Origin of the sequence: Zunongwangia profunda SM-A87 (assembly GCF_000023465.1) — a bacterium.
Lineage (GTDB): Bacteria > Bacteroidota > Bacteroidia > Flavobacteriales > Flavobacteriaceae > Zunongwangia > Zunongwangia profunda.
This window is the reverse complement of the sequence record NC_014041.1, coordinates 1,814,559-1,839,773: the sequence shown is the minus strand read 5'-3', so window position 1 is coordinate 1,839,773 and position 25,215 is coordinate 1,814,559. Positions and strand designations below refer to the sequence as shown.

Annotated in this window: 23 protein-coding genes and 1 pseudogene; 17 read left to right on the top strand and 7 right to left on the bottom strand. The window is 35.7% G+C overall.

All coding sequences use genetic code 11. The annotated features are described in order from the left end of the window. Positions 1–23: 23 nt before the first annotated feature. Together ZPR_RS08090 and ZPR_RS08085 are read left to right on the top strand one after the other, a co-directional pair. Positions 24–659, top strand: a complete 636-nt coding sequence (locus ZPR_RS08090) for a CPBP family glutamic-type intramembrane protease (RefSeq protein WP_148211690.1) — start codon at positions 24–26, stop codon at positions 657–659. Between the two features lie 57 nt (positions 660–716). Next, positions 717–1,721: an alcohol dehydrogenase gene (locus ZPR_RS08085; protein WP_013071182.1), complete on the top strand. Its 1,005-nt coding sequence runs from the start codon at positions 717–719 to the stop codon at positions 1,719–1,721. A 54-nt stretch (positions 1,722–1,775) separates the two neighbouring features. On the opposite strand, the gene ZPR_RS08080 is transcribed toward ZPR_RS08085, so the two are convergent. Beyond that, positions 1,776–2,228, bottom strand: coding sequence for a nuclear transport factor 2 family protein (locus ZPR_RS08080; protein ID WP_013071181.1), 453 nt, complete (start codon positions 2,226–2,228; stop codon positions 1,776–1,778). An 84-nt stretch (positions 2,229–2,312) separates the two neighbouring features. Between ZPR_RS08080 and ZPR_RS22480 the strand changes: the two genes are divergently transcribed. The 6 genes and pseudogenes from ZPR_RS22480 to ZPR_RS08055 all read left to right on the top strand — a co-directional run bounded on the left by ZPR_RS22480 (position 2,313) and on the right by ZPR_RS08055 (position 8,085). After that, complete coding sequence (locus ZPR_RS22480) at positions 2,313–2,705, top strand: glycosyl hydrolase family 18 protein (protein ID WP_013071180.1); 393 nt, start codon at positions 2,313–2,315, stop codon at positions 2,703–2,705. Between the two features lie 10 nt (positions 2,706–2,715). Beyond that, positions 2,716–3,441, top strand: a complete 726-nt coding sequence (locus ZPR_RS22475) for a glycoside hydrolase family 18 protein (RefSeq protein ID WP_083759752.1) — start codon at positions 2,716–2,718, stop codon at positions 3,439–3,441. Between the two features lie 361 nt (positions 3,442–3,802). Beyond that, on the top strand, positions 3,803–4,621 hold the full coding sequence (gene panB, locus ZPR_RS08070; RefSeq protein WP_013071178.1) for a 3-methyl-2-oxobutanoate hydroxymethyltransferase: 819 nt from the start codon (positions 3,803–3,805) through the stop codon (positions 4,619–4,621). A 27-nt stretch (positions 4,622–4,648) separates the two neighbouring features. Beyond that, positions 4,649–5,149 (top strand): cupin domain-containing protein, encoded by a 501-nt coding sequence (locus ZPR_RS08065; protein WP_013071177.1) that lies wholly within the window; start codon positions 4,649–4,651, stop codon positions 5,147–5,149. A gap of 61 nt (positions 5,150–5,210) precedes the next feature. Continuing rightward, positions 5,211–5,918, top strand: a complete 708-nt coding sequence (locus ZPR_RS08060; protein ID WP_013071176.1) for an RluA family pseudouridine synthase — start codon at positions 5,211–5,213, stop codon at positions 5,916–5,918. A 364-nt stretch (positions 5,919–6,282) separates the two neighbouring features. Then, positions 6,283–8,085 (top strand): annotated as a pseudogene (locus ZPR_RS08055) (glycoside hydrolase family 15 protein). A gap of 13 nt (positions 8,086–8,098) precedes the next feature. Here ZPR_RS08055 and ZPR_RS08050 read toward each other — a convergent pair. After that, on the bottom strand, positions 8,099–8,965 hold the full coding sequence (locus tag ZPR_RS08050; protein ID WP_013071173.1) for a DMT family transporter: 867 nt from the start codon (positions 8,963–8,965) through the stop codon (positions 8,099–8,101). A gap of 11 nt (positions 8,966–8,976) precedes the next feature. Beyond that, complete coding sequence (locus ZPR_RS08045) at positions 8,977–10,521, bottom strand: hypothetical protein (RefSeq protein ID WP_013071172.1); 1,545 nt, start codon at positions 10,519–10,521, stop codon at positions 8,977–8,979. 147 nt (positions 10,522–10,668) lie between these two features. Between ZPR_RS08045 and ZPR_RS08040 the strand changes: the two genes are divergently transcribed. The 4 genes from ZPR_RS08040 (at position 10,669) to leuB (ending at position 15,056) form a co-directional block, all read left to right on the top strand. Further along, complete coding sequence (locus ZPR_RS08040; protein ID WP_013071171.1) at positions 10,669–11,841, top strand: 2-isopropylmalate synthase; 1,173 nt, start codon at positions 10,669–10,671, stop codon at positions 11,839–11,841. A 70-nt stretch (positions 11,842–11,911) separates the two neighbouring features. Next, positions 11,912–13,294 (top strand): 3-isopropylmalate dehydratase large subunit, encoded by a 1,383-nt coding sequence (leuC, locus tag ZPR_RS08035; protein ID WP_013071170.1) that lies wholly within the window; start codon positions 11,912–11,914, stop codon positions 13,292–13,294. Then, complete coding sequence (gene leuD, locus ZPR_RS08030; RefSeq protein WP_013071169.1) at positions 13,294–13,908, top strand: 3-isopropylmalate dehydratase small subunit; 615 nt, start codon at positions 13,294–13,296, stop codon at positions 13,906–13,908. The genes leuC and leuD overlap by 1 nt, the downstream gene beginning before the upstream one ends. Positions 13,909–13,943: 35 nt before the next feature. Next, positions 13,944–15,056 carry a 3-isopropylmalate dehydrogenase gene (gene leuB / locus ZPR_RS08025; protein WP_013071168.1) on the top strand — a complete coding sequence of 371 codons (1,113 nt, stop codon included), beginning with the start codon at positions 13,944–13,946 and terminating at the stop codon, positions 15,054–15,056. A gap of 223 nt (positions 15,057–15,279) precedes the next feature. On the opposite strand, the gene ZPR_RS08020 is transcribed toward leuB, so the two are convergent. Next, a complete protein-coding gene (locus ZPR_RS08020) occupies positions 15,280–15,699 on the bottom strand; it encodes a nucleoside-diphosphate kinase (RefSeq protein ID WP_013071167.1) in 420 nt (139 codons plus the stop codon). 78 nt (positions 15,700–15,777) lie between these two features. Beyond that, positions 15,778–16,782 carry an alkaline phosphatase D family protein gene (locus ZPR_RS08015; RefSeq protein WP_041579843.1) on the bottom strand — a complete coding sequence of 335 codons (1,005 nt, stop codon included), beginning with the start codon at positions 16,780–16,782 and terminating at the stop codon, positions 15,778–15,780. 260 nt (positions 16,783–17,042) lie between these two features. Between ZPR_RS08015 and ZPR_RS08010 the strand changes: the two genes are divergently transcribed. The 4 genes from ZPR_RS08010 to ZPR_RS07995 all read left to right on the top strand — a co-directional run bounded on the left by ZPR_RS08010 (position 17,043) and on the right by ZPR_RS07995 (position 20,445). Beyond that, a complete protein-coding gene (locus tag ZPR_RS08010) occupies positions 17,043–18,059 on the top strand; it encodes a DHH family phosphoesterase (RefSeq protein ID WP_013071165.1) in 1,017 nt (338 codons plus the stop codon). Then, on the top strand, positions 18,056–18,610 hold the full coding sequence (gene gldI, locus ZPR_RS08005; protein WP_013071164.1) for a gliding motility-associated peptidyl-prolyl isomerase GldI: 555 nt from the start codon (positions 18,056–18,058) through the stop codon (positions 18,608–18,610). Before ZPR_RS08010 ends, gldI begins: the two co-directional genes overlap by 4 nt. 40 nt (positions 18,611–18,650) lie before the next feature. Beyond that, on the top strand, positions 18,651–19,766 hold the full coding sequence (locus tag ZPR_RS08000) for a peptidylprolyl isomerase (RefSeq protein ID WP_013071163.1): 1,116 nt from the start codon (positions 18,651–18,653) through the stop codon (positions 19,764–19,766). Between the two features lie 73 nt (positions 19,767–19,839). After that, positions 19,840–20,445, top strand: coding sequence for a hypothetical protein (locus ZPR_RS07995; RefSeq protein ID WP_013071162.1), 606 nt, complete (start codon positions 19,840–19,842; stop codon positions 20,443–20,445). 6 nt (positions 20,446–20,451) lie between these two features. Here the strand turns inward: ZPR_RS07995 and ZPR_RS07990 are convergent, their stop codons facing one another. Then, positions 20,452–21,912 (bottom strand): aminoacyl-histidine dipeptidase, encoded by a 1,461-nt coding sequence (locus ZPR_RS07990; RefSeq protein WP_013071161.1) that lies wholly within the window; start codon positions 21,910–21,912, stop codon positions 20,452–20,454. A 142-nt stretch (positions 21,913–22,054) separates the two neighbouring features. Beyond that, on the bottom strand, positions 22,055–23,929 hold the full coding sequence (locus tag ZPR_RS07985) for a DUF4859 domain-containing protein (RefSeq protein ID WP_013071160.1): 1,875 nt from the start codon (positions 23,927–23,929) through the stop codon (positions 22,055–22,057). Positions 23,930–24,082: 153 nt separating this feature from the next. On the opposite strand from ZPR_RS07985, the gene ZPR_RS07980 reads away from it, so the two are divergent. Then, positions 24,083–25,156, top strand: coding sequence for a DUF3810 domain-containing protein (locus ZPR_RS07980; protein ID WP_041579841.1), 1,074 nt, complete (start codon positions 24,083–24,085; stop codon positions 25,154–25,156). The last annotated feature ends 59 nt before the right edge of the window (positions 25,157–25,215 follow it).

Genomic DNA, 25,215 nt, shown 5'->3' with positions numbered 1-25,215 from the left:
TCTTCCGTCATTATTTTTTAACCATGGCGTGCTACTTCCTGTTTTTTATGGGGATGGGTATTTTAAACACGATTTTTCCTGAGTTAGATTTCGACCGTTATCAGCAGACAGAAATCTATGAGATGATGACCAACAATCCATTGGTATTTTTTATCCTGGCAGTAATCATCGCACCAATAATAGAAGAATGCCTTTTTAGAAGTCTCATCAAACCTTCGCAAAATGAAATCCTCGTCTTTATTTGTTCGTGGATTTTATTTATAAGCCTTCCTTTTATTCCTGCCAAAGCAAATTTGATTTTAAAATACAGTTTACTTCTATTAAGCGTTTTTATCATCTTCCTATTTCTGAAATCGATCATTCCGGAAAAGAAGATGAAAAAAATGCAATATTATCTTCATAAGTATTACCGGTTAATCTGGATGCTATCAGCCTTAATTTTTGGCTATGTGCATGTATGGAATTACGTTTCAGGATTCGAGTTTAACTTTATCCTCTTCATCCTTATTTTCCCCAGAATCATCGCCGGATATTTTTTTGGAAGGTTAAAGGTGCAAAATCAGCAATTATACTGGCCTATATTGCTTCATGCTATGAATAACGGAATCGTAGTACTTTTGTCTTCTAAAGCTGATGAAATTACCAATTTGTTTATTTAACAAAGACTTAGAAATCTTCATTATTCAATTTTGTAAATTAAGGAAACAAAAAATTGAATGATGAAAGCAGTACAAGTAAAAGAAAAAGGTGGTGAATTTGAATATGTTGATGTCGACAAGCCTTCACCAAAGGAAAACGAAGTTTTAATTAAAATTGAAGCCTGCGGTATTTGTCATAGCGATGCCATTACCAAAGAAGGTGTGATGCCCATCGAATATCCAAGAATACCGGGACACGAAGTTGTAGGTATCATAGAAAAGGTGGGAGAACGTGTTACACAATGGAAAGAAGGACAACGTGTAGGTGTTGGTTGGCATGGTGGTCATTGTTTTGAATGCGAACCCTGTCGACGTGGTGATTTTATCAATTGCCAGAATGCAAAAATTAGTGGTATTTCTTATGATGGCGGCTATGCCGAATTTATGACGGCACCCCAGGAAGCGATTGCCAGTATTCCGGATGAATTATCTTCAGCCGAAGCTGCTCCTTTACTTTGTGCCGGGATTACAGTCTTTAATGCCTTACGAAATTCTGGAATTAAACCCGGTAATGTAGTGGCTATCCAGGGAATTGGTGGTTTGGGGCATTTAGCCATTCAATATGCTGCAAAAATGGGAATGCGTACCGTTGCTATTTCCACCAGCGACGATAAAAAATCCTTAGCATCAAACCTCGGGGCGCATCATTTTATAAATGCAAAAGAACAGGATACCGTAGATGAATTACAAAAATTAGGTGGCGCATCTTTAATTCTGGCAACAGCACCTAATAGTAAAGCAATTAGTAGTGTGGTTGATGGACTGGGACCAAATGGTAAACTTCTTGTTGTTGGTGCTACGGGAGATCCGCTATCGGTTTCTCCATTTCAATTAATCATGGGGAAAAATGCCGTTGCAGGTTGGGCTAGCGGAACAGCTATGGATAGTGAAGATACTTTAAAATTTAGCGCTTTAAGTGGCACGAAACCAATGATCGAAGAATATCCACTTACTGATGTTAAGAAAGCTTATCAGAAAATGATGGATAATGAAGCTCGATTTAGAGTGGTTTTAAAACCATAGAGAAAAACAATTTTTGAAGTACCATTAAAAGCCATCGCTTAATTGATGGCTTTTTTATTCACATTTTTCTTTTCTGCGTGTATCAATAATATAAATTATTTGCCATTTACCGTTGATCTTCACCAACTGAAAAGAATTTACACCGCAATGACTTAAACTGTCGTTAAAATAAAATTTATATGGTGTCCATACATTCGCCATACTTCCATCAATCGAAATTTGATAATCCAATAGCTCTTCTTTAAAACTAATATCTTTGGGAATACTTGAAATTGACTTCAAAAAATCTGAAAATGAAGTTTCATTGACTACCGTTCCTCCTATTTGGTTCTCCCCTATTGATTGGATAATTACCTTTTCTGAAACATTTTTTTTCATCGTAACAGAATCCTGGTTATGAAAAGATTCAAAAAAAGAATCGATTGTGTTTTTCACCTTTTCCTTTTCATTCTGCGCAGTTACAACATTAAAAGACAGAAGAATAATTACTAATAAAATCTGTTTCATTTAAAACAAAGTTAAGTTTATCAAGCTTTACCAAACTTACTATATAATTTTTCTAAATTTAGAACAATCTAGAAAATCTACTTAATGAAAATTGCTATATATCTATTCCTTTCGTTGATATATTTCTTTGGAAATTTACTTTTTGCTCAGCAAAATGCAAGTGAAGAACATAAAATAGTTGGTTATGTTTTTGGTGATCTGATGGAGAAAGCTGAAAATCCTGTTCAGGCTGAAAAACTAACGCACTTAAACTATGCATTCGCTAAAATTGAAAACGGAAAAATAAGTATTACTAATGAAGATGATCCTAAACATTTTAAAACTTTAAATAAATTAAAATCTATAAACCCATCCTTAAAACTCCTAATTTCGGTTGGTGGTTGGTCCAATACAGCAAGTTTTCCTTCGATAGCCAGTAGTGATAGTACCAGAACACGATTTGCTAATAGTACACTTCAATTTTTAAAAAAAATATAAATTAGATGGAATCGATTTAGACTGGGAGGCACATAAAAACAATGGAAGCACTCCATTCTTCCCTGAATACAAAGAAAACTTCACGTTATTATTGGCCAAGATTCGACAAAAATTAGACTCGTTTTCAGCAAAAACGAACAATCACTATTTATTAACGGTGGCCACTCCTCCTAATCCAACTTATTTAAAAAATGTCGAAATCGATCAAATTGCAAAAATTGCAGATTTTGTAAATATTATGTGTTATGATTTCCATGATGATTGGAATACCTCAACTTGCCATCATACCAATTTACTGATTTCGCTAGCAGAGCCTAAAAATCAAAAACAAAGTACCGCACTTGTTGTTAAAAACTATATCGAATCTGGTGCCGACCCAAAAAAATTAGTTATTGGTGCCGCCTTTTATGGTCGTGGCTGGAAAAAAGTAACTCCTGTAAATAATGGATTATACCAACCAGCAAAAGGCCAGTCTTTTGCCTTAAATTATATCGCTATAAAAGATAGTTTACGTTCCGGTAAATATCATCGTTACTGGGATGAGGAAGCAAAAGCACCTTATTTATGGAATGCTAAAGACAAAATTTTTATAAGCTATGATGATCCAGTTTCTTTAGAAAAGAAAGCGGAATTCATAAAAAAAGAAAACCTGGGTGGCGCAATGTTTTGGCAATATCACGCAGATGATGGTGAACTTTTAGAAAGTCTTTACCGGAATTTAAAAAATGGAAATTAAGAAGAGTAAATGCAATTCCTGGACATTTAATTTCAGGATCTATTTTTGTACCGCTTTGGTTACGTTCTTTGTCGCATGCAATACGTATATGCCACCGAGTTCTAATCATGCAGGTATAATTCCTTATGTATTCCCCTGGATCTTAACACTTTCAGGGTTTTTCCTTTTTGCCATCAGTAAGATTTTTCTAAAAAAATGGAATTGGCTCATCACGCTAATTACAGTTTTATATACACTGTATTTTTCTTTAAATTTCTATTTTAAGAATAGTATTTAAAACTTTGACTTTCCAAATTCTTGACAATATCTTAATTAATCTATTAGTAAAACCCTATTTTTACACATATAAAAATTTAGATTAATGTCTGTTGCTAAAAAAGAATATAAAAGAATTACGGTTAAGTCTTTAGTCGATATGAAAAAACGTGGAGAGAAAATCTCTATGTTAACCGCCTATGATTATTCCATGGCAAAAATTATGGATGGTGCCGGGATCGATGTGATCCTGGTAGGAGATTCTGCCAGTAATGTTATGGCAGGATACGAAACTACCTTGCCCATGACTCTGGACCATATGATTTACCATGCTACAAGTGTGGTAAACGCTATTAGCCGTTCCTTAGTCGTTGTAGATCTTCCTTTTGGCTCTTATCAAAGTGATCCAAAAGAGGCGTTACGATCTTCGATAAGAATTATGAAAGAAAGTGGTGCTCATGCCATAAAGCTTGAAGGAGGTAAAGAAATTAAAGAGTCTATCAAAAGAATCTTGCATGCGGGGATTCCGGTAATGGGGCATTTGGGATTAACTCCACAATCTATTTACAAATTTGGAACCTACACCGTTCGGGCCAAAGATGAAGAAGAAGCAGAAAAGCTTAAATCTGATGCTAAACTTTTGGAAAGATTAGGATGTTTTGCGGTAGTTTTAGAAAAAGTACCTGCAAAATTAGCTAAAGAAGTTGCTAAAAGCGTGAGCATCCCGATTATTGGTATTGGTGCCGGTAATGGTTGTGACGGACAAGTTTTAGTGGTTCACGATATGTTGGGAATGACTAAGGAATTCCATCCACGATTTTTACGCAGATATTTAGATCTTTATACTGAAATGACAGGGGCTTTTCAGCGGTATGCTGAAGATGTAAAAAGTGGTGATTTTCCTTCTGAAGATGAACAATATTAATTCTTTTGCTTAAAAGATTTTTACGGAATGAATACTGCGGAAAAAATTATCGATCGGTTAAATTTACAACCTCATCCAGAAGGAGGTTACTTTAAAGAAGTTTATCGAAGTTCAGATATCATAGAGGCTGATGCTTTGCCTGAAGCTTTTAAAACCGAACGAAATTATTCTACCAGTATTTACTTTTTACTGACTTCCGATAATTTTTCGGCATTTCATAAAATAAATCAAGAAGAGGTTTGGCATTTTTATGATGGCTCTCCTCTTCTTTTATATACCATTTCTCCTTCGGGGGAACTTACAGAAATAAAAATAGGGAGAGATTTGGAAAACGGTGAAGTTCCACAATATGTGGTTCCAAGAAATTACTGGTTTGCGGCAAAATCTATACAACAAAACGCATTCTCTTTTGTAGGTTGTACGGTCGCACCGGGATTTGATTTTAGTGATTTTACGCTAGCTAAACAGGAATTTTTAATTAAAAAATATCCGCAACATAAGAAGATTATTGAGGAATTCATCCGATGATCTGATGCAAATTACTATTCTAAGAAATTAGTTATTTTACCATTAAGTTTTAAATTCAATTTTGGCAGATAAGTTACTTTCCAATAAAAACAACCTACAGGTATTACACGAAGACAACCATATCATCATTGTCAATAAACGTGTTGGCGACATAGTACAAGGCGATAAAACCGGTGACAAGCCGCTTAGTGAAGTAGTTAAAGCCTATTTAAAAGAAAAGCACAACAAACCGGGTAATGTATATTTAGGCGTAGTACACCGTCTTGACCGGCCAACCAGCGGTATTGTTTTATTTTCGAAAACTTCAAAAGCGCTACCCAGGCTTAATAAATTATTTCAGCAAAAAGATGCTAAAAAGACCTATTGGGCCGTGGTAAAAAACAGGCCGCCAAAAGATCAGGATATATTGGTGCATTATCTAAAGCGCAACCCCAAACAAAACAAGTCTTTTGCCCATAAAAACGAAGTGCCTGATAGTAAAAAAGCAATCCTGGAATATCGTATTTTAAAAGAATTAGACAATTATTTTTTACTGGAAGTCGATTTAAAAACGGGAAGACATCACCAGATCCGTAGTCAGCTTTCGGCCATCGGATGCCCTATAAAAGGTGATTTAAAATACGGCTTTGATCGTAGTAATAATGATGCTGGCATTCATCTGCACGCCAGAAAACTAGAGTTTATTCATCCGGTAAAAAAGGAAACGATAATAGTATTTGCCGAAGTTCCAGACGAAGCTTTGTGGCAGGCTTGTAAAATTCAAAGTTAAAAGTTGAAAGTTCAAGTTTTACACTTTACAAAACGAAGAACCTACTACAGGTAACAAATTCTATTACAATCCAAAATTTTTCAACAATGTAGAATGAAAAAGTCTATTGTTCTATGAGCTATTGCCTTGATTCCTGAATCCAGAAGCATAGTGGTCTATTTTCTTTATTTCAAGATTCTAATTCCACATCGACTTTCCGTTACTTTACAAAAGCAAGGATGAAAAGCCATTTAAGGCTTTCTAATATTTCATTTTTTTTAAAATCTTCAACCATGCTATTAAATATTTCCCAAAGCTTAGATGAAGATTTTTTGATCCCCTCTTCTTAGCGTAATTTGAATAAAAATGACGATCTGATAGACAAATGCGAAAAAACAATTTTATTAAAATTAATAATTACGGTTTTATAGGAAACCTGCAAACTACTGCTTTAGTCTCCAAACAAGGGGATATCGATTTTATGTGCTTTCCCAATTTTGATTCACCTACGGTTTTTGCGACCATACTGGATGAAGACAAAGGTGGCTGTTTTTCTATTGAGCCATTAATTGAAAATTTAGAATATAATCAGTTTTACATCACTGATACCGCCAGTCTTATTACCCGGTTTTCGTCCAAAGACGGCATGGGCGAAATTTGTGATACTATGGTGATCGATGAAAAGGATCACAAGTTTAAATTGCTTAGAAAAATAACCACTACCTACGGTAATGTTTCTTATCGCGTAAAATGCAAACCACGATTTAATCATGCTGAGAAAAGGCATACGGCTTCTCAAAAAGAAAATGAAATTACTTTTTGTAAAGACGATAAAAGCATTCTTTGTTTAAATAGCTGCCAGGATTTGTATATCGCTATGGACGATGGTTTTTCTGAATTTACCTTAGCCGAAAGAGAATCGGCTTATTTCATTCTAACCGATTTCCATTTGTCTGAAGAACAACAACAAAACATGTCTGACTTTGGAGAAAAATATTATGAAGAAAGTAATGAATATTGGAGAAAATGGGTAAGTCAATGCACGTACAAAGGTCGCTGGATAGAAACAGTTATAAGATCGGCCATTACTTTAAAGCTCCTAACTTCTCATAAAGAAGGAAGTATTATCGCGGCACCCACATTTGGTTTGCCAGAAAAAATTGGAAGTGAAAGAAACTGGGATTATCGATATACCTGGATAAGGGATGCCGCTTTTGCTATGTATGCTTTTTTAAAACTCGGTTTTAAAGAAGAAGCAACTTCATTTTTTAAATGGGTAGAGAAGTATTGTTTTAAGGATAAAATGGATTTAGTATATACTTATGATGGAAAAACACCACCAGATGAGCGTACACTAGATCATTTTAACGGGTATAAAAACAGTAAACCGGTTCGGGTGGGCAACGAAGCTAAAAATCAAACCCAACTTGATATTTATGGCGAACTTATCGATGCCGTCTACGTTTATTATTTGCACGACGGTCCAATCAAAAAAGACTTCTGGAAAAATATAAAACATCATATAGAATATGTTTGTGAACATTGGAAAGATAAAGACCGTGGAATTTGGGAAATTAGAGGGGATAAAAAAGAATTTCTACATTCCAGATTAACCTGTTGGGTGGCGTTGGATCGCGGAATTAAAATTGCAGAAGGAAATAATCTCGAGTTTCCTCGAAAGAAATGGGAAGAAGTAAGAGAACAAATTAAGAATAGTATCTACACCGACTTTTGGAACTAAGAAAAACAGGCATTTGTTCAACATAAAGGTACAGATGAACTGGATGCTTCGGTATTATTAATGCCAATTCTTCACTTTATTGATAAACACGACGAGAAGTGGAAAAAAACCTTGCAAGCGATAGAGCGAGAATTAAAATACGATGTGCTTATATACCGTTATCGTGCTGCCGAAACCGATACTGACGGACTGGAAGGCGAAGAAGGAACCTTTACCATGTGTTCTTTTTGGTATATCGAATGTTTGGCACTTGGTGACCGCATCGAAGAAGCCGCTGAAAATTTTGCCAGGATTTTAGGCTATGGTAATTCACTACGATTATTTAGTGAACAAATAAGTAAAAGCGGGGAACAGGTTGGTAACTTTCCGCAAGCCTTAACGCATTTGGCACTCATCAATGCCTGTTTGGAACTCAATAAAAAAATGGATAGAAAAAAGAATAATTAACTATGTAAATTAACTACTTTTTAAAACTTCTAAAAATTTCTGTAAAAACAGCAGCGGCAATTAATACTCCGCCAATCATGGTGTTTGCTGACGGAATTTCATTCAAAATAAAATAACCTAATACAATACCATAAATAGGCTGGGCACTGCTTATAATACTGGCGGTAGTCGCCGAAAAATATTTAAAACTACTCACTAAAAGAGTATGGCCTACAGATGTTGTGAATAACCCCAATATTAAAACAGGTGCCAGTTGCGATGGAATAACCGATAAATCAAAGAAAAACAAAACCGGAAGCAATAACCCGCTAACTACAAACATCTGGTACAACATTAGAACCGAACCATTGTAAGTTGAGGCTTGCTGTTTCATTAAAATATTCCGAAGTGAATATAAAAAAGCCGAACCAACACCAAAACAAACTGCAATGGTTTGTTGGTTATCCAAACTAAATTCTGGCACTAAAAAATAAACACCTAATAACACCAGAACACCTAAAAGCAGATGTAGCTTATTGAAACCCGTTTTACGAATTATCGGTTCTAAAAAAGTGGTGATAACAGGATATGTATATATAGAAAGCATCCCTATAGCAACACTGGATAATTTTAGCGCCTGAAAATAGGTGAGCCAGTGCGCGCACATTAGAAAACCAGCAAATAAAACTTTCAGAAGATCATTATTATTTTCAAAATTTAGCTTAAAACCTTTAAGCTTACAAAAAATAAGCAACGCCCAAACAGCAATAAAAGATCTAAGAAAAATGATTAAAAAAGGACTCAAATCTATATACCTACCCAAAGTCCCAGAAGTACTAATAATTACAACCGCCAGGTTTAATTGAAAGATATGTTTTAAGTAGGCTTTTTCTTCAACCAAATTACAGCATTTTAGCGTGCATAATCATTTACTTTTTCCTTAATTACATCGGCAACGGGGCGATTATCGATTTTACTTTCTAGCCACGAAATAATATCAAGATATAAAAAAGCACGACGTTCATACGGATGATCTTCGTACCGTTTTAGTGTGGCGTGAAGCTTTCGGAATTCATCTTTTATATCAAGCGGACTAACATCAGGCAGATTTCGAAGGAACTTAATCATTTCCTTTTGAACCTCATGTAGGTCGTTCATCCTGATTAAAAATTTATAAGTAGATTTTATTAATCGCTCTAAATGATAATCCATGCCTGCTTCATAATGAGCAACCAGACTCAGTATCCTCGAAAAACACATTAAATCTTCACGCATTTCCAAAGATTTGTTTTGAATGATTTTTCCTAAATACTCGATACATTTTTTGTTATTACCATCACCAAAATAAAGCGATGCAATTTTATAATAAAACACCATAATGTGATGCTCGTCGATTTTTCCTTTAAATCGCTTGATTTTTTGATCTATCTTTTCTACCAGAGTTTCGCCACCGTGAAACTCTCCTTTCATAAATCTTAAGTTTAGTTTATTTTCATAGAGATATAGGAAAGACAGGGAGGCTATATTATCATCATCAGGAATTTTTGGGTTTTTAAGCGTATCCTCAAATCGATGTAAAACTTTTTCGAAAGTTGAAGTATGGTTCAGGTAAAATAATGATTCTAACAAGTAATGGTTGCCTTTTAAATAGAAAACAGGATGCACAGGAATTAAATGCTTGTTATCGTTAAAAAGATCGATCCATTTAGAAGAATATTTAAAAGCATTCAGGAAGTTCTGCGTAATAAAACTATACCACAAATGAGCCTGAAATAGCCATAACTTCTCCTTAAATCCCAAATCTGCAAAAGTGTATTCAGGTAAGTTTGTTTCAAAATAATTATGGATCGCTGTAGCTTCTTCTTCTGTACGAGCATAGCCCATTTTTAGAAAAATGCCATATAACTGCAACGATAAATTGGATAACTTACTAGAAATCTGGTTAAGATTGGTAAGTTCTTCTGTTTGTTTTATTAAAATTTCGGCCCTGTTTTCAATACTTCTGGTGATATATTGGGATTCAATAATTTTTTCGAGCTCCAAAATCTCGTAAGCCAGGTTTTTCTCCTCATAAGCTAAAGCAGTAGCTTTCGTTTTATCCAGGAGCTTTAAACTTTGCTTATAAAGGCCTTTTCGATATAAAATAATAGCAAAGTCTAACTGTTCCCTAATCTGAATCGGAATACTTTGATGGGCTGGGTTTAGACGTAAACTAATTAAAATCTGCTTGTACAAATGTGCCTTAATATTGGACAATTGTTGCTTGGTGATATTGGTGTTTTTAAGCAGTAATTCTTCATCATACCTTTTTTGCCTGCTTAAAACTTTAAACAGGTTGAGAAATTTACTATCTGAATTCACCCCAATTCTTCCTACATACAACGAAAATTGTCTCTTTTCGGAAGGAGAAAGTGATTTTATTAAAGAAAATAGGTTATCCGTTAAATCGTTGGTCATTGTAACAAGATACTTTTTAAATAACTGATAATCAGTTATATTACAAAAATATAACTCATTTAATTATCGTAACACTTAAACAGGTCTACTACGTGAGCAGTAGGCTTTGTTATACTTTAGTTAAAGATAAAGCAAAAAAAAACTCTTATGAGCGCAGAAAAGGTAGAAATTTTTGACACAACTTTGAGAGACGGTGAACAAGTTCCCGGATGTAAATTGAATACGGCACAAAAATTAAAAATTGCGGCAAGACTGGATGAGCTAGGTGTAGATGTAATAGAAGCCGGATTTCCTGTATCAAGTCCTGGTGATTTTCAATCTGTGACCGAAATATCAAAAATAGCAAAAAACGCTGCCGTTTGTGGACTCACCAGAGCCGTAAAAAAAGATATCGAAGTTGCTGCTGAAGCCTTAAAATATGCAAAAAAACCTCGTATTCATACAGGGATAGGAACTTCAGATTCTCATATTAAATATAAATTTAATGCTACTCCAGAGCAGATTATCGAACGTGCGGTCGAAGCTGTTGCTTACGCTAAAAACTTTGCCGATGATGTCGAATTTTACGCTGAAGATGCCGGCAGAACCGATAACGCTTTTCTTGCGCAGGTCTGCCAGGAGGTCGTCAACGCTGGGGCTACCGTTTTAAATATTCCGGATACTACAGGATATTGCCTTCCTGAAGAATATGGAAAAAAAATAAAGTACCTAAAAGATCATGTGGCGGGTATTGATAATGTAATCATTTCCTGTCATTGCCATAATGATTTAGGATTAGCTACTGCTAACGCCATTGCTGGTGTTGCCAATGGTGCACGACAAATTGAGTGTACCATCAATGGCATTGGTGAGCGTGCCGGAAATACCGCATTAGAAGAAGTAGTAATGATCCTTCGCCAACACCCTACTTTAAACTTAAATACAGACATCAACCCAAAATTACTATTTGAATTAAGTAAAATGGTTTCTAGAGAAATGGGGATGTTTGTTCAGCCAAATAAAGCAATTGTAGGAGCAAATGCTTTTGCTCACAGCTCTGGGATCCACCAGGACGGGGTTATTAAAAACCGTGAAACTTACGAAATTATTGATCCTGCTGATGTTGGCGTAACAGAATCTGCTATTGTTCTAACTGCCCGTAGCGGTCGTGCCGCTTTAGCTTACAAAGCCAAAAAAGTAGGTTATAATCTTACAAAATTAGAATTGGATGCTGTTTATACCGAATTTCTTAATTATGCAGATATGAAAAAAGAGGTATTAGACGAAGATATCCATGAAATCATGGCCATTTCTAAAAAGAAAATTAAAGCAATCGCGTAAAGACGTCATATTAAGTTTTATAAAACTTATCATAACACAGCCCTCGTGCTGTGTTTAAAAATTTAAAGAAATGAAGAAAACCCTTTTTGATAAAATTTGGGATGCCCATGTGGTAGAGTCGATTCCTGATGGTCCGGACATTCTATATATCGATCAGCACTTAATTCATGAAGTTACGAGTCCACAAGCTTTTAACGAATTAAAAGAGCGGGAAATTCCTGTTTTTCGACCTAATAAAATCGTGGCCACCGCAGATCACAACACGCCAACTGAAAATCAGCATTTACCGGTTAAGGATTTGCTATCCAGAAAACAATTAAAAGAACTTTCACAGAACTGTGAAGAAAACAATATTACACTTTATGGTTTGGGACATCCTTACAACGGGATTGTTCACGTAATGGCGCCAGAACTGGGGATCACACAACCCGGTAAAACCATGGTTTGTGGGGATAGTCACACTTCGACCCATGGAGCTTTTGGTGCAATTGCTTTTGGGATAGGTACCAGCCAGGTAACTCAGGTTTTCGCTTCACAATGCTTATTGGTAGAAAAGCCTAAAAGGCTGCGTGTAAATGTAAACGGAGATCTGAGAAAAGGAGTTACTCCAAAAGATGTTATTCTTTACGTGATCAGTAAACTAGGGACAAACTCCGGAACGGGCTATTTTTGCGAATATGCCGGTGATGTTTTTGAAAATATGTCGATGGAAGGTCGCATGACCGTTTGTAACATGAGTATTGAAATGGGAGCTCGTGGCGGACTAATTGCACCAGATCAAACTACTTATGATTATGTTGAAGGAAGAGAGTTTGCGCCCAAAGGAGAAGAATTTGATAAGCTAAAAGCGTATTGGGAAACTTTAAAAACCGATGAAGGTGCCGAATTTGATCAGGAATATTCTTTTGATGCCGAAGATATCGAGCCAATGATCACCTACGGTACCAATCCTGGTATGGGAATTAAAATTACCGGCGCCATACCTGTTGAAGGAGGTAAAAGTGATGCTAAAGCCTTAAGCTATATGGGCTTTAAGCCTGGAGAAAGTTTAATCGACAAACCTATTAATTATATCTTCATTGGCAGTTGTACAAATAGTCGTATCGAGGATTTCAGAATGGCAGCGAGCTATATCAAAGGAAAGAAAAAAGCAGAAAATGTAAATGCATTAATCGTTCCCGGAAGTAGACAGGTAGCCGCTCAAATTCAGGAAGAAGGTCTCGATAAAGTTTTTGAAGAAGCAGGCTTTAGATTAAGACAACCCGGGTGCTCAGCCTGCCTGGCAATGAACGATGATAAAATTCCAGAAGGCGAATATTGTGTTTCTACCAGTAACAGAAATTTTGAGGGTAGGCAAGGACAAGGTTCAAGAACAATTTTAGCGAGCCCACTCACTGCTGCAGCAACCGCCGTGGCCGGAAAAATAACCGACTTTACAAAAAGCTTGAATTAATGGAAAAATTCACCACACTACAAGATACAGCCGTCCCGTTAGAGGTCGAAAATATAGATACAGATCAAATCATCCCTGCACGTTTCCTTAAGGCAACAGATAAAGCAGGTTTTGGTGAAAATCTTTTTAAAGACTGGCGTTTTGACAAAGATGGAAAACCTGTAGAGGATTTCTCACTAAACCAGGATCAATACTCAGGACAAATTTTAATCGCAGGAAACAACTTTGGTTGCGGTTCAAGTAGAGAGCATGCTGCATGGGCATTAAAAGCCTATGGTTTTAAAGTAGTTGTTTCCAGTTATTTTGCAGATATCTTTAAAGGTAATGCACTAAATAATGGTTTATTACCGGTTCAGGTTTCTCCTGAGTTTTTGGACGAACTCTTCCTTGCCATTAAAAAAGATAATAAAGAAAGCTTTAAAGTTGATCTCGAAAATCAAAAAATTCAAATTATAAGCAGCGGTAAATCCGAAAATTTTGCTATAGATGCTTATAAAAAGACCTGTTTAATTAATGGTTTTGATGATATTGACTTTTTAGTGAGTAAATTGGATGCCATCAAGAAATTTGAAGAAAAACAAACGCAAATGCGTGAAGCTGCGATTCAGGAATAGGAACTGAGTCTATAAACTTTTTTATAGGAAAAAATATGAAACTAAAAATAGCCGTATTAGCCGGAGATGGAATTGGACCGGAAATTACACAGCAATCCATAAAAATACTTAAAGCTATTGGCGATCGTTTTGATCATGAATTTGAATTCGAAGATGCGATTGTTGGTGCCGCTGCAATAGATTTACTAGATAATCCATTACCTGAAGCAACTTTAGACCTTTGTAAAAAATCTGATGCTGTACTATTTGGTGCCATAGGTCATCCCAAATATGATAATAACCCGGATGCTAAAGTGAGACCAGAACAGGGATTATTGAAATTAAGGAAAGAATTAGGTCTTTATGCCAATATCCGTCCTGTAACTACTTATCCTAAACTTATCGATCAGTCTCCGCTTAGACCGGAAAGAATTCAGGGTGCAGATTTAACGATTTTTAGAGAGTTAACAGGAGGAATTTATTTTGGTGAAAAAAGCCAGAGTGAAGATGGACAAAGCGCTACCGATGTGTGTACCTATTCTGTAGTAGAGATCGAAAGAATGGCGCACTTAGCTTTTAAAGCTGCCCAACAACGACGTAAAAAATTAACCCTGGTAGACAAAGCCAATGTTTTGGAAACTTCCCGTCTTTGGAGAAAAACCGTAAAGAAAATTGCTGAAGAATATCAGGACGTAGAATTAGATTTCTTATTCGTAGATAATGCAGCTATGCAAATGATCTTGAATCCTAAGCAATTTGATGTAATTCTTACTGAAAATATGTTTGGTGATATCATTTCTGATGAAGCCAGTGTAATTGGAGGAAGTATTGGTTTATTAGCTTCTGCTTCAGTTGGTGGTAATAATGCAATGTTTGAGCCCATTCACGGGTCATATCCCCAAGCTACGGGTAAAGGAATTGCGAATCCTGTAGCTTCGATCCTCTCTGCAGCAATGCTACTGGATCATTTTGGTCTTATCGAAGAAGGCGATGTCATAAGAAAAGCAGTGGCCACCAGTATCAAACTAAATGTATGTACTGAAGATATTAATAAAGATAATCCTTACAGTACTGAAAAAGTTGGAGATTTCTTGGAAGGCCTAATTAGCGAGTCTGAAAATAATATCAATGACGAAAATCTTAATTTTGGTCAAATGACCATCATCTGATTTCACGTTTGTAATCTTAGTTAGATTAAAAAGGGGGTAGACATAGTTCCCTAAAATTGTGTAAGTTTGTATAGAGAAAGGGTTAGATTTATTAAAGTCTAGCCCTTTTTTAATACATAATCATCTATAAATTAGACCACAGTTAAAAAGAGAGCGTTTTTTTAAAAGCATAAAAAAAGCTATCCATTTTGGATAGCTTCTATTGTTTTATTAAAAAATGCTCTTAGAACATTTCTCTTCCTGCAAAGTGAAAAGCACCTTCGATAGCAGCATTTTCATCGCTATCACTACCGTGTACTGCGTTCTCTCCTACAGAAGAAGCATATTTTTTTCTAATAGTTCCTTCAGCAGCATCTTCAGGGTTTGTTGCACCAATCAAAGTTCTAAAATCTTCAACTGCATTTTCTTTTTCTAAGATTGCAGCAACAATTGGACCTCGAGTCATAAATTCTACCAATTCTCCGAAGAACGGACGCTCTTTATGAACCGCGTAAAAAGTCTCGGCATCAGCTGTTGTCATTTGCGTTAACTTCATGGCTACGATTCTAAAACCTGAAGCATTGATCTGATCTAAAATTGCACCAATATGCCCCTTTTCTACAGCATCAGGCTTAATCATGGTGAAAGTTCTGTTTCCTGCCATTTCGTGTTTTTTAAATTTTCAGCAAAAATAACCAATTCTCTTCCAAATACAAGGTTATTAAAACTTTATATCAATTTTCTAAAATTTCACGCTGATTTCTTGCAAAAGCGCATTTTCTATGCCTCTCATTTGCATATTAACTTCCTCATTTTCAAAATCAAAATTCAAAACACCAAAACTTAGCTGAAAGATCACCTCACCTTCTCGATACATATTAGCTTCCCCACTAAAACTCTCATAAACATGCGTCATTCCACTAGAAGTAAAATCATATAATGGCGCCTTCAAACCTTCGATATCCATTTTTGAAAATTCTGAAATATGACGATCTCCACTAATTATAATAGGGTTTTTAATTCCTGAACTCGCAATCAGATCTAACAAATGCTCACGTTCTTCTGGGAAATTCGCCCATTTCTCAAAACGATGCTGCATGCTAAGCACCTGTATACTACTCATTATAATATGATAATCTGCCGTGCTATTATTTAGTTCCTTCTCTAACCACTTCCACTGCGCATCTCCTAAAATGCTACCTCCCCTACTCTCATTAATTGGATCTCTAAAATACCGGGTATCCAATAATATAACTTTTATCGTGTTTCCATCAGCAATTAAATCTTGTGCATAATAGACACCTTCACGAGCACGACGTATATCGCCCTGTGGAACATTCATAAAATCAAGAAATAATTGCTGACTTTCGGCTTTCTTCTCCCATTCTTTCCCTGCATTATTTTTTCCAAAATCATGATCGTCCCATGTACCTAACATCACAGCAGTATTTACCAATTTTTGATAGGCCTCAACATTTTGCTGAAAATCGTACATTGCTTTCATTTTTTCCATATCTGGCGTATCGGCATAAATATTATCACCACCCCATATAAAAGCATCGGGTTCATTATCCAGTATAGGCTCCCATAATGGTTGGGGATTATCCTGATCATTACAACTACCAAAAACAATGGTAAAATCATAATCTTTTTTAGGTATTTCCTGTCGCTCTTTATGTGTTATACCAGAAGTAGAATTACAGCCAACCAAAAATAAAATCAGTGAAAATCGTAAAATTTTAATCATTTTTGTTGTTTTGTTTTCCATAAAAATAAACATTACCAAAAAAATCTTTAAATGGATACTTAGGCTTAACGTAATGATAAATTATCACTTGTTAAACTTTTTACCTCCTTAGCTTCTACAAGCGGTACTGAATCTAATAGAATTTGATGATTTTGGAACAAGGCTGAGGCGTAAGAATAGGAAAACATTTTATAAATTCGAATTAAGCTTCAATGGAATTAAAGCCTGAATGAGGCATTAAATTGTATCTTTACACTCTTATGATAGAGCAATATATTTTAGAAATAACGGCCGAATTATCCAAAGCGAACAATATAGTAATTGTTCCTCACAAAGGCCCAGACGGCGATGCGATGGGAAGCACATTGGCTTTGATGCATTTCCTAAAGGATAAAGGACATAATGCCAATGTTATCGCTCCTAATGAATACCCTAATTTCCTTAAATGGTTACCTGGTAACGACCAGGTGATTATATATGATGAAAGTAAAAAACTGGCCGACGACATTATTGAAAAAGCAGAGATTATTTTTACTTTAGATTTCAATGATCTATCTCGTTGTGGTGATATGCAACAGGCATTAGAAGCTAGTGAAGCAACTTTTATAATGATCGATCACCACCAGGAACCAGCAAATTATGCAGATTATACATATAGCGATACCAGCATGAGTTCTACCTGTGAGATGGTCTATCATTTTATAGAACGGCTTCGTGCTAAAAACAAAATCACTCCTGAAATTGCCAGCTGTTTGTATACTGGGATTATGACCGACACCGGTTCATTCAGATTTTCAAGCACTACACCAAACACCCACCGCGTAGTCGCAGATCTTATTGAAAAAGGTGCCGAAAATAGCAAAATTCATCAGGATGTCTTTGATACGAATTCTGAAAGTCGCTTACAATTATTAGGGGTAGCTTTGCAAAATTTAAAAGTTAACCGACAGTTTAGAACCGCTTATATTACCATTTCACAGGAAGAATTAGATGCCCATAACTTTAAAAAAGGAGACACTGAAGGTTTTGTAAATTACGGGCTCTCTTTAGATGGAATTGTTTTTGCAGCTATCTTTATTGAAAATAAACAGGAAGGAATCATTAAAATTTCATTCCGTTCTAAAGGCGATTTTTCAGTAAATACATTTGCAAGGGCTCACTTTAATGGCGGTGGTCATAATAATGCTGCCGGTGGAAGAAGTGAAATGTCCATGAACGACACCATCGTAGAATTTAACAAACTGCTTCCTGAATATAAAGAACAACTTCAGGCATGAAAAAACTAATTTTTAGCTTATTATTTATCGCTGCATTGGTTTCCTGTAAATCTCCAGAAGCTCGCTATCCCGTAAGTCAACATTCAGGAAGTTATATCAACGAATCGGTAGCGAGAAATAAAAAGCTTTTGGCAGAAGAAGAATTTTTAATAAAAAAGATCATTGCAAACGACAGTAGTAAAAATTATATCGCCAGTAATGGCGGATTTTGGTATTTCTATAATAAAAAAGTAGCCGACTCCGTTTCTAAAACAAAACCGGAATTTGGCGATATTGTAAATTTCGATTATTATATTCAAACCTTAAATGACCAAACGATATACGGTAAAGGCGAAAAGCCAACAAAAGAATTTGCTATAGATCAGGAAAACTTGTTTAGCGGTTTAAGAGATGGCTTAAAATTGATGAAAGCCGGGGAAACGGTTACTTTCTTATTCCCTTCTTACAAAGCTTTTGGATATTATGGCGATAAAGATCGAATTGGAACTAATATTCCAATAAAAACTACAGTTACTTTACATTCTATCCGGGAACAGGATTCTATAAACTAAAAAATCTTATTTATTTTTGCTTAAAATTAAAATTTATATAATGAAGAAATTTAGCCTTTTACTTTTAAGTGCTATTGTTTTGGCTTTTACAGCCTGTAAAGACGACTACCCAGATTTAGAAGACGGGATGTACGCTAAGTTTGATACCTCTATGGGGCCTTTTATAGCCGAGCTATATTATGAGCAAACCCCAATTACTGTTGCCAGCTTTGTTTCACTGGCTGAAGGAAACAGCACAATGGTAGACAGTACTTATAAAAACAAAAATTTTTATGATGGAATTATTTTTCACAGAATCATTGATGGTTTTGTAATACAAGGTGGTGATCCTACCGGTACAGGTCGTGGTGGCCCGGGTTACCGTTTCCCTGACGAAACTATCGACAGCTTAAGCCATGAATCTAAAGGTATCCTTTCTATGGCCAATGCAGGCCCAGGAACAAATGGAAGCCAGTTTTTTATTACCCTTGCTCCTACTACAAATTTAGATGGAAGACATACCGTTTTTGGAAAAGTCGTAAAAGGACAGGATGTTGTTGATGCCATAGGCAAAGTAGAAACCGACCCTGGTGATCGACCTGTAAAAGATGTAGTCATTAATTCAGTTGAAATTATTAGGAAAGGGAAATCTGCCAGAAAATTCGACGCGCCTAAAGTTTTTGAAAACGAACTTCAGAAAATTAAAGAAGCTGAAGAAGAAGAAGCCAGAAAACTTGAAGAAGCAAAAGCTGAAAATAAAGCGATGTTCGAAAAATATCAAGACGAAGCTAAAACATTAGATAGTGGATTAGGAATTTATATTCTTAAAGAAGGCGAAGGTCCAAAACCTAAAATTGGGCAAAACGTTGGTGTGGATTATGAAGGTTACTTTACCGATGGTGGCATTTTTGACACCAGCAAAGAAGAGGTAGCAAAAAAATGGGATATCTTCAATGAAATGCGAAGTATGCAGGGTGGTTATGCTCCCCTAAATATTAGTTATGGCCCAGATGCTCCTATGATCGCCGGTTTTAATGAAGGAGTTCAACAAATGAAAGTTGGTGATCAGGCCATTTTATATATCCCAAGCCATTTAGCCTATGGCGAAAGAGGTCGAGGTCCAATCGAACCGAATACCGATTTAGTTTTTATCGTAGATCTGGTAGACATTAAATAAGCTGTTAGCTAGAAAAACTGCCGTTTTACCGGCAGTTTTTTCGTTTTAATCAGATAATTTTATTTCATTCATCATGAAAAAATTCATCTTAATTGTATTTACCTTTATTGTCTCATCATGCAATCTATTAAACACCAATAACTTCAAGAACGACTATAGGTGGAAAAATAGAAAATTTAAAACTTCTCAAAATGCTAGCCTACAGTTCAAACCTAAACTAATTAAAATCTACGATGATGATTCTTATTTTCTCAAAAAATACTTTAAAACAGATTCACAGGAAATAGTCAACAAATTCAATAAAGAATTAGTAAAAGATCTTGAAAAAAGAAATTTCAATTTGTCATCCCAAAATTCAGAATATAAAATTTCAGTAGATACTTTAATTTTTAAAGAAATTGTCAAAAATGAAAATGTATATACCTATAATGAAAGAGAGTTTATAGGTATTTATGAAAGTTATAAGGTAAAATTTAAAATTATTGGTAAAGTAGAATCTAAAGATACCTCAGCTGTCATTGAATCTGATATTAATTTTGAAGCTCAACCACGAGAAGGAATGCTTATCAAAAAATATGTAGCTTACGATAATAAAAATACTAATCTAGACAAAGTATGGAAAAACCTTCTGAACGAATTCAGCTATCGCTGTTACGAATTTATTCAGAAGGAAATCTAATATTCTCTATTTCTTCGGAATATTTTTTAGAATCTCGAGAGTGAAATCCCAAAATTTTTGAGTGGAAGAAATACTTGCTCTCTCGTCTGGAGAATGGGCCCCTTTTATTGTTGGACCAAAAGAGATCATATCCATATCAGGATAATGATTTCCTATAATTCCGCATTCCAAGCCTGCATGGCAGGCAGCAATATGAGCCTTTTCACCGTGTTGCTTTTGATAAATTTCATCTAGAACTTTTAAGATCTCGGAAGCTGGATTTGGCGCCCAACCAGGATATTCGCCAGATTGTTTTACTTTAAACTTCGCCAGCTCAAAACTTGCCTGTAAGCTATGCGCGAGATCACTTCTAGTAGACTCTACAGAAGATCTTGTAAGACACTTAATTTTCGCTTTTCCATTAGCTACAACAACATTAGCGATATTATTGGAAGCTTCAACCAAACCTTCAATCTCGGGACTCATTCTATAAACTCCATTGTGGGCAGATGCAATGGCTTTTATTATCTCCATCTGATCTTCAACCTTCATCAACTTTCCATTAATTTCGGCTTCAGAAATACCTATATCCATATTGGGCTCCAAACTGGCGTATTCTTTTTTAATCTCATCGATCCACATCAGCATTTGTTGCACAAAAAAGTTAGTATCCTCTTTATCAACAACTACAAAAGCTTCGCTTTCACGCGGAATGGCATTACGTAATCCGCCACCCTGTAATTCAGATACTCGTAATCCAAAATCACGATATGCCGTATATAATAATCTAGCCATTAACTTATTGGCATTTGCAAGTCCTTTGATGATATCCATACCAGAATGTCCACCTTGCAATCCTTTCACTACAATTTTATAACCCACGCTATTATCAGGGATATTTTCTTCTTCATATTCGCGTAAAGCCGTAATATCGATACCACCGGCGCAGCCTATTCCAATTTCATCATCCTCTTCGGTATCCAAATTCAGTAAAATGTCCCCATCTAATAACTCTGGAGAAAGACCTTTTGCCCCGGTCATTCCGGTTTCTTCATCTATTGTAAAAAGTGCTTCGATGGCGGGATGTTGGATATCATCACTTTGCAAAATAGCCATAATTGTAGCGACGCCAAGACCATTATCCGCTCCAAGTGTTGTACCTTCAGCTTTTACCCAATCGCCATCTACATACATTTTTATTCCTTGTGTATCAAAATCGAATTTCGTATCGTTATTTTTTTGATGCACCATATCTAAATGGGATTGTAAAACAATGGTTTTTCGATCTTCTAAACCGGTGGTTGCCGGTTTACGTATAACCACATTACCGGTTTCATCCACCTGAGTATCCAGCCCCAAGTTTTCACCAAAGTTTTTAATAAATTCGATTACTCTGTCTTCTTTTTTGGACGCTCTGGGAACTTCGTTTAAATCTGCAAAGTTATGCCAAAGCGCTTTGGGTTGTAAATCCCTTATCTCATCATTCATTTTTATATTTTTTGATGTATTTTCAAAAATAACGCTATTTAACTGAGAATTAAAGACAAGAATTATAATAATATCTTAATTTAGGACTTAAATTAAAAAAGGGGATTCGATCGAATCCCCCTATCAATTTTAAATTAACAATTTATTCAATCTTAATATTAAATATTACGGTGGCCTGAACAAAGTTACCAGGTTCGTACTCGTATACCAGTGCCTGTTGTATAGTATACTTATCTCCTGCAACTGAATGCCCTGGATACTGACCAATTTTAAAATTAAAACTGGTTCCTTCAAATTCGGAATATACCATAGCCGCATCGCTCCAACCAATAACATCTCCAGATTCATCGAACCAATGACCATAACCATTTGCCGTAGTTTCAGCAATCAAATCTCCATTACTGTTTACACCATAAAACTGAATAGAATCACCTAACTCATCTAAAATTTGATTAGGCTGCATTAAAAAAGCCTCTGCTAGCTCTTCAGTATTCAAAGAAATAGTAGCTCCGCTATAATTTTCATTATCCACAGGAAAAGAGACATCATAATTTAAAATTATATTGTGAGGTTCACTATCTTCAGGAAGTGCTATAACTCCTAACATATTGGTTTCAGAAAAAGAAACCTTATATGGCCATTGTTCATCATTCGTATTATCATCATCCCATGCATGCGGTTCATATTCAGTTGGAGCACCGGTAACCACCAACCAAAGATGCGTGGTGTTTTCGGGTACAACAAAAGAAGTCGTGGCTTGATTCTGCTGATTCATCTCACCATAAACTCTGGTTCCGTTTTCTTGTAAAGCAACAAAACCATAACGCCAACCAGCTATAGAAGCGTTTACATTATTAAAGCCAGCTGCATTGGGTAGTCCTGTGAAATCAACACTAACTTGGGTATTAGCATCGGGCACTTTTAGCGGAATCACGTTGTAACCTGTAGTTTGAGGAGCATACTCTATGCTTACCATATGGCTGCCATCTGGCTGGGTAGTATACTTATAACGTTGCGCTCCTATATAATCTTCGCCAAAATTTCTCAATTCATCGAAATCCCAGGTTACAAATTTTGTAGCCGCTTCATAAATTTCATTATTAAAATCGCTTAGGCTAATCCCGGTTAATCGCATATAGGCTTGCACAGGATCTTCTGGTTCCTGAGCTTCCCGCCACAAACGACCAATAAAATCCTGACCATGGAAAGAGGTCCAGTAATAATGTATAAAATAACTGGCATATCTATAATCTTCGTGATGAATATGTTTATTATAATTCTGAACATACACATTAAAATCGGCAGTAGTAAAAACCTGTTCTGGATAAGATTGAAAACCCTGCCATTGGGCCGTTTGCTCCCAGAATGTATTTCCTTCATTCCCGCCAAAACCGTATCTAAATCCGTGTCCGTTAGCCAGATCAGCAAACACCTGATACTGAAAGCTGTGACCAATTTCATGAGCGATGGTGTGCCCTACGGGTTGAGCAGTATTGGGACTAATCCATAAAGCGCCAATCGTATCATCGTAACCCGCTCCCGTGGCAAGCCATTCATCCTGATAAAAAAGAAAGATCATCATTTTATACTGATCCAAATTAGAATTCCCTGCATTTGGTTCTGCAAAACCTAATTCTCCAATATTCAGGGCATAAAAATCTTCCGCCCGGGTTAAAAGATCATCAATATCAACACGATATTTTGCTGCTGTATTCACTGATCCTGGATCATTATCGCCATATCCATCTCCCCAAAAAACGATAAAATGTTCAGATTCACGGCTGCGAGTATAAGACCATGTACTTTCTGGATCTTCAAAGTCCATATCGCTAAATTCATTAGGAATATAAACTAAAAGTGCTGATTCATCAGCTGATTGGTTCTCCTCAACTTCTTCAGATGGGACATCTTGTGGGTCTTTTCCATTAGCCGTTTCTTCAAAAGATTCCTCCGTAGAGCAATTTGTAAGAAATAACGTTAAAACAAAAAATAACCATAGTTTTTTAAGTAATTTCATGAAATAAAATTTTAAGTAGATTATAATTACCACCAATATTATAAAGTAACCTAAATTAAAATTGCTACTATCTTCACTTATACTTCGATTAAATTACCATATAGAGAAAAAGTAGTGTTATATTCCCCGGTTAAAAATCCTATTTTTGAAATTGTGAAAAATAAGTCTCAAATAATTCTGGCTATTTTATTGCCCATTCAAATCGTCCTCATCAAATTATTAGCAGGGAATGAATGGCTAATAGAAAGTTGGTATAGTCGCGGGATTTATCCTTACATCTCCAGAATAATGCGATGGTCACTTGGTATCCTTCCTTTTTCATTTGGAGATCTGTTATATACGATATTGACGGTTTTTATACTCCGATGGTTAGCAAAAAGGATTAAAACACGATTAAAAAAGCCAAAAGAATGGATGCTGGAAATATTGGCAACACTTTCGATCGTATATTTTTGCTTTCATTTTTTCTGGGGATTTAATTATTACCGTTTTCCCCTTCATCAATCTTTAGATATCGATAATGAATATTCTAAGGAAGAGCTTGTGCTGCTTACAGAAAAACTAATTGAAAAATCCAATAAAATTCACCTTGAAATTGTCCAAAATGACACTGTAAAAGTCGACATACCCTATTCGAAAGAAGAAATTTTTGACATTACCGTCCAAGGTTATGACCATATAAAAAAAGATTTTCCCGAATTAACATACGAGGGACGAAGCTTAAAAAGATCGCTTTTTAGTTGGCCTTTAACCTACATGGGATTTAATGGCTATTTAAACCCATTTACAGCAGAAGCTCAGGTTAACACCACTATCTTACCCTTTAAAATTCCCACTACAGCAAGCCATGAAATTGGTCACCAGCTGGGTTTTGCAAAAGAGAACGAAGCCAACTTTATAGCCTGTCTTGTAACGATTAACCATCCCGACCCTTTTTTTAGGTATTGCGGATTCACCTTTGCTCTTCGTTATTGTTTGGCAGAACTATTTAGAAGAGATCAAGAAGTGGGCGAAGCATTAATGAAAAAGCTACATCCCGGAATTTTAAAAAACTACCAGGAAGTTGAAGATTTCTGGCTTCAACATCAAAACCCGCTAGAACCCTTGTTTCAGGCTTTTTACAATCGCTTTCTTATTGTGAATAATCAACAGGATGGTTTACGAAGTTATAGTTATGTGGTTGCTCTTCTCGTTAATTATTATAAAAACACAGAAAATGCATTTTAAAAGCATTAAGATTTTATTAATTTTTTCTTAATTTTCTCCTTTTTATAAATTAAATCACA

What these genes read in the sequence shown, in the direction of transcription:
- ZPR_RS08015 (WP_041579843.1), bottom strand. Translation starts at nt 16,782, where the DNA reads ATGATTAAAATTTTACGATTTTCACTGATTTTATTTTTGGTTGGCTGT.
- ZPR_RS08045 (WP_013071172.1), bottom strand. Translation starts at nt 10,521, where the DNA reads ATGACCAACGATTTAACGGATAACCTATTTTCTTTAATAAAATCACTT.
- ZPR_RS08065 (WP_013071177.1), top strand. Translation starts at nt 4,649, where the DNA reads ATGAATACTGCGGAAAAAATTATCGATCGGTTAAATTTACAACCTCAT.
- ZPR_RS07990 (WP_013071161.1), bottom strand. Translation starts at nt 21,912, where the DNA reads ATGAATGATGAGATAAGGGATTTACAACCCAAAGCGCTTTGGCATAAC.
- ZPR_RS08090 (WP_148211690.1), top strand. Translation starts at nt 24, where the DNA reads ATGGCGTGCTACTTCCTGTTTTTTATGGGGATGGGTATTTTAAACACG.
- leuD (WP_013071169.1), top strand. Translation starts at nt 13,294, where the DNA reads ATGGAAAAATTCACCACACTACAAGATACAGCCGTCCCGTTAGAGGTC.
- ZPR_RS07995 (WP_013071162.1), top strand. Translation starts at nt 19,840, where the DNA reads ATGAAAAAATTCATCTTAATTGTATTTACCTTTATTGTCTCATCATGC.
- ZPR_RS08020 (WP_013071167.1), bottom strand. Translation starts at nt 15,699, where the DNA reads ATGGCAGGAAACAGAACTTTCACCATGATTAAGCCTGATGCTGTAGAA.
- ZPR_RS08010 (WP_013071165.1), top strand. Translation starts at nt 17,043, where the DNA reads ATGATAGAGCAATATATTTTAGAAATAACGGCCGAATTATCCAAAGCG.
- ZPR_RS08000 (WP_013071163.1), top strand. Translation starts at nt 18,651, where the DNA reads ATGAAGAAATTTAGCCTTTTACTTTTAAGTGCTATTGTTTTGGCTTTT.
- ZPR_RS08040 (WP_013071171.1), top strand. Translation starts at nt 10,669, where the DNA reads ATGAGCGCAGAAAAGGTAGAAATTTTTGACACAACTTTGAGAGACGGT.
- panB (WP_013071178.1), top strand. Translation starts at nt 3,803, where the DNA reads ATGTCTGTTGCTAAAAAAGAATATAAAAGAATTACGGTTAAGTCTTTA.
- ZPR_RS08085 (WP_013071182.1), top strand. Translation starts at nt 717, where the DNA reads ATGATGAAAGCAGTACAAGTAAAAGAAAAAGGTGGTGAATTTGAATAT.
- ZPR_RS22480 (WP_013071180.1), top strand. Translation starts at nt 2,313, where the DNA reads ATGAAAATTGCTATATATCTATTCCTTTCGTTGATATATTTCTTTGGA.
- leuC (WP_013071170.1), top strand. Translation starts at nt 11,912, where the DNA reads ATGAAGAAAACCCTTTTTGATAAAATTTGGGATGCCCATGTGGTAGAG.
- ZPR_RS08080 (WP_013071181.1), bottom strand. Translation starts at nt 2,228, where the DNA reads ATGAAACAGATTTTATTAGTAATTATTCTTCTGTCTTTTAATGTTGTA.
- gldI (WP_013071164.1), top strand. Translation starts at nt 18,056, where the DNA reads ATGAAAAAACTAATTTTTAGCTTATTATTTATCGCTGCATTGGTTTCC.
- leuB (WP_013071168.1), top strand. Translation starts at nt 13,944, where the DNA reads ATGAAACTAAAAATAGCCGTATTAGCCGGAGATGGAATTGGACCGGAA.
- ZPR_RS07985 (WP_013071160.1), bottom strand. Translation starts at nt 23,929, where the DNA reads ATGAAATTACTTAAAAAACTATGGTTATTTTTTGTTTTAACGTTATTT.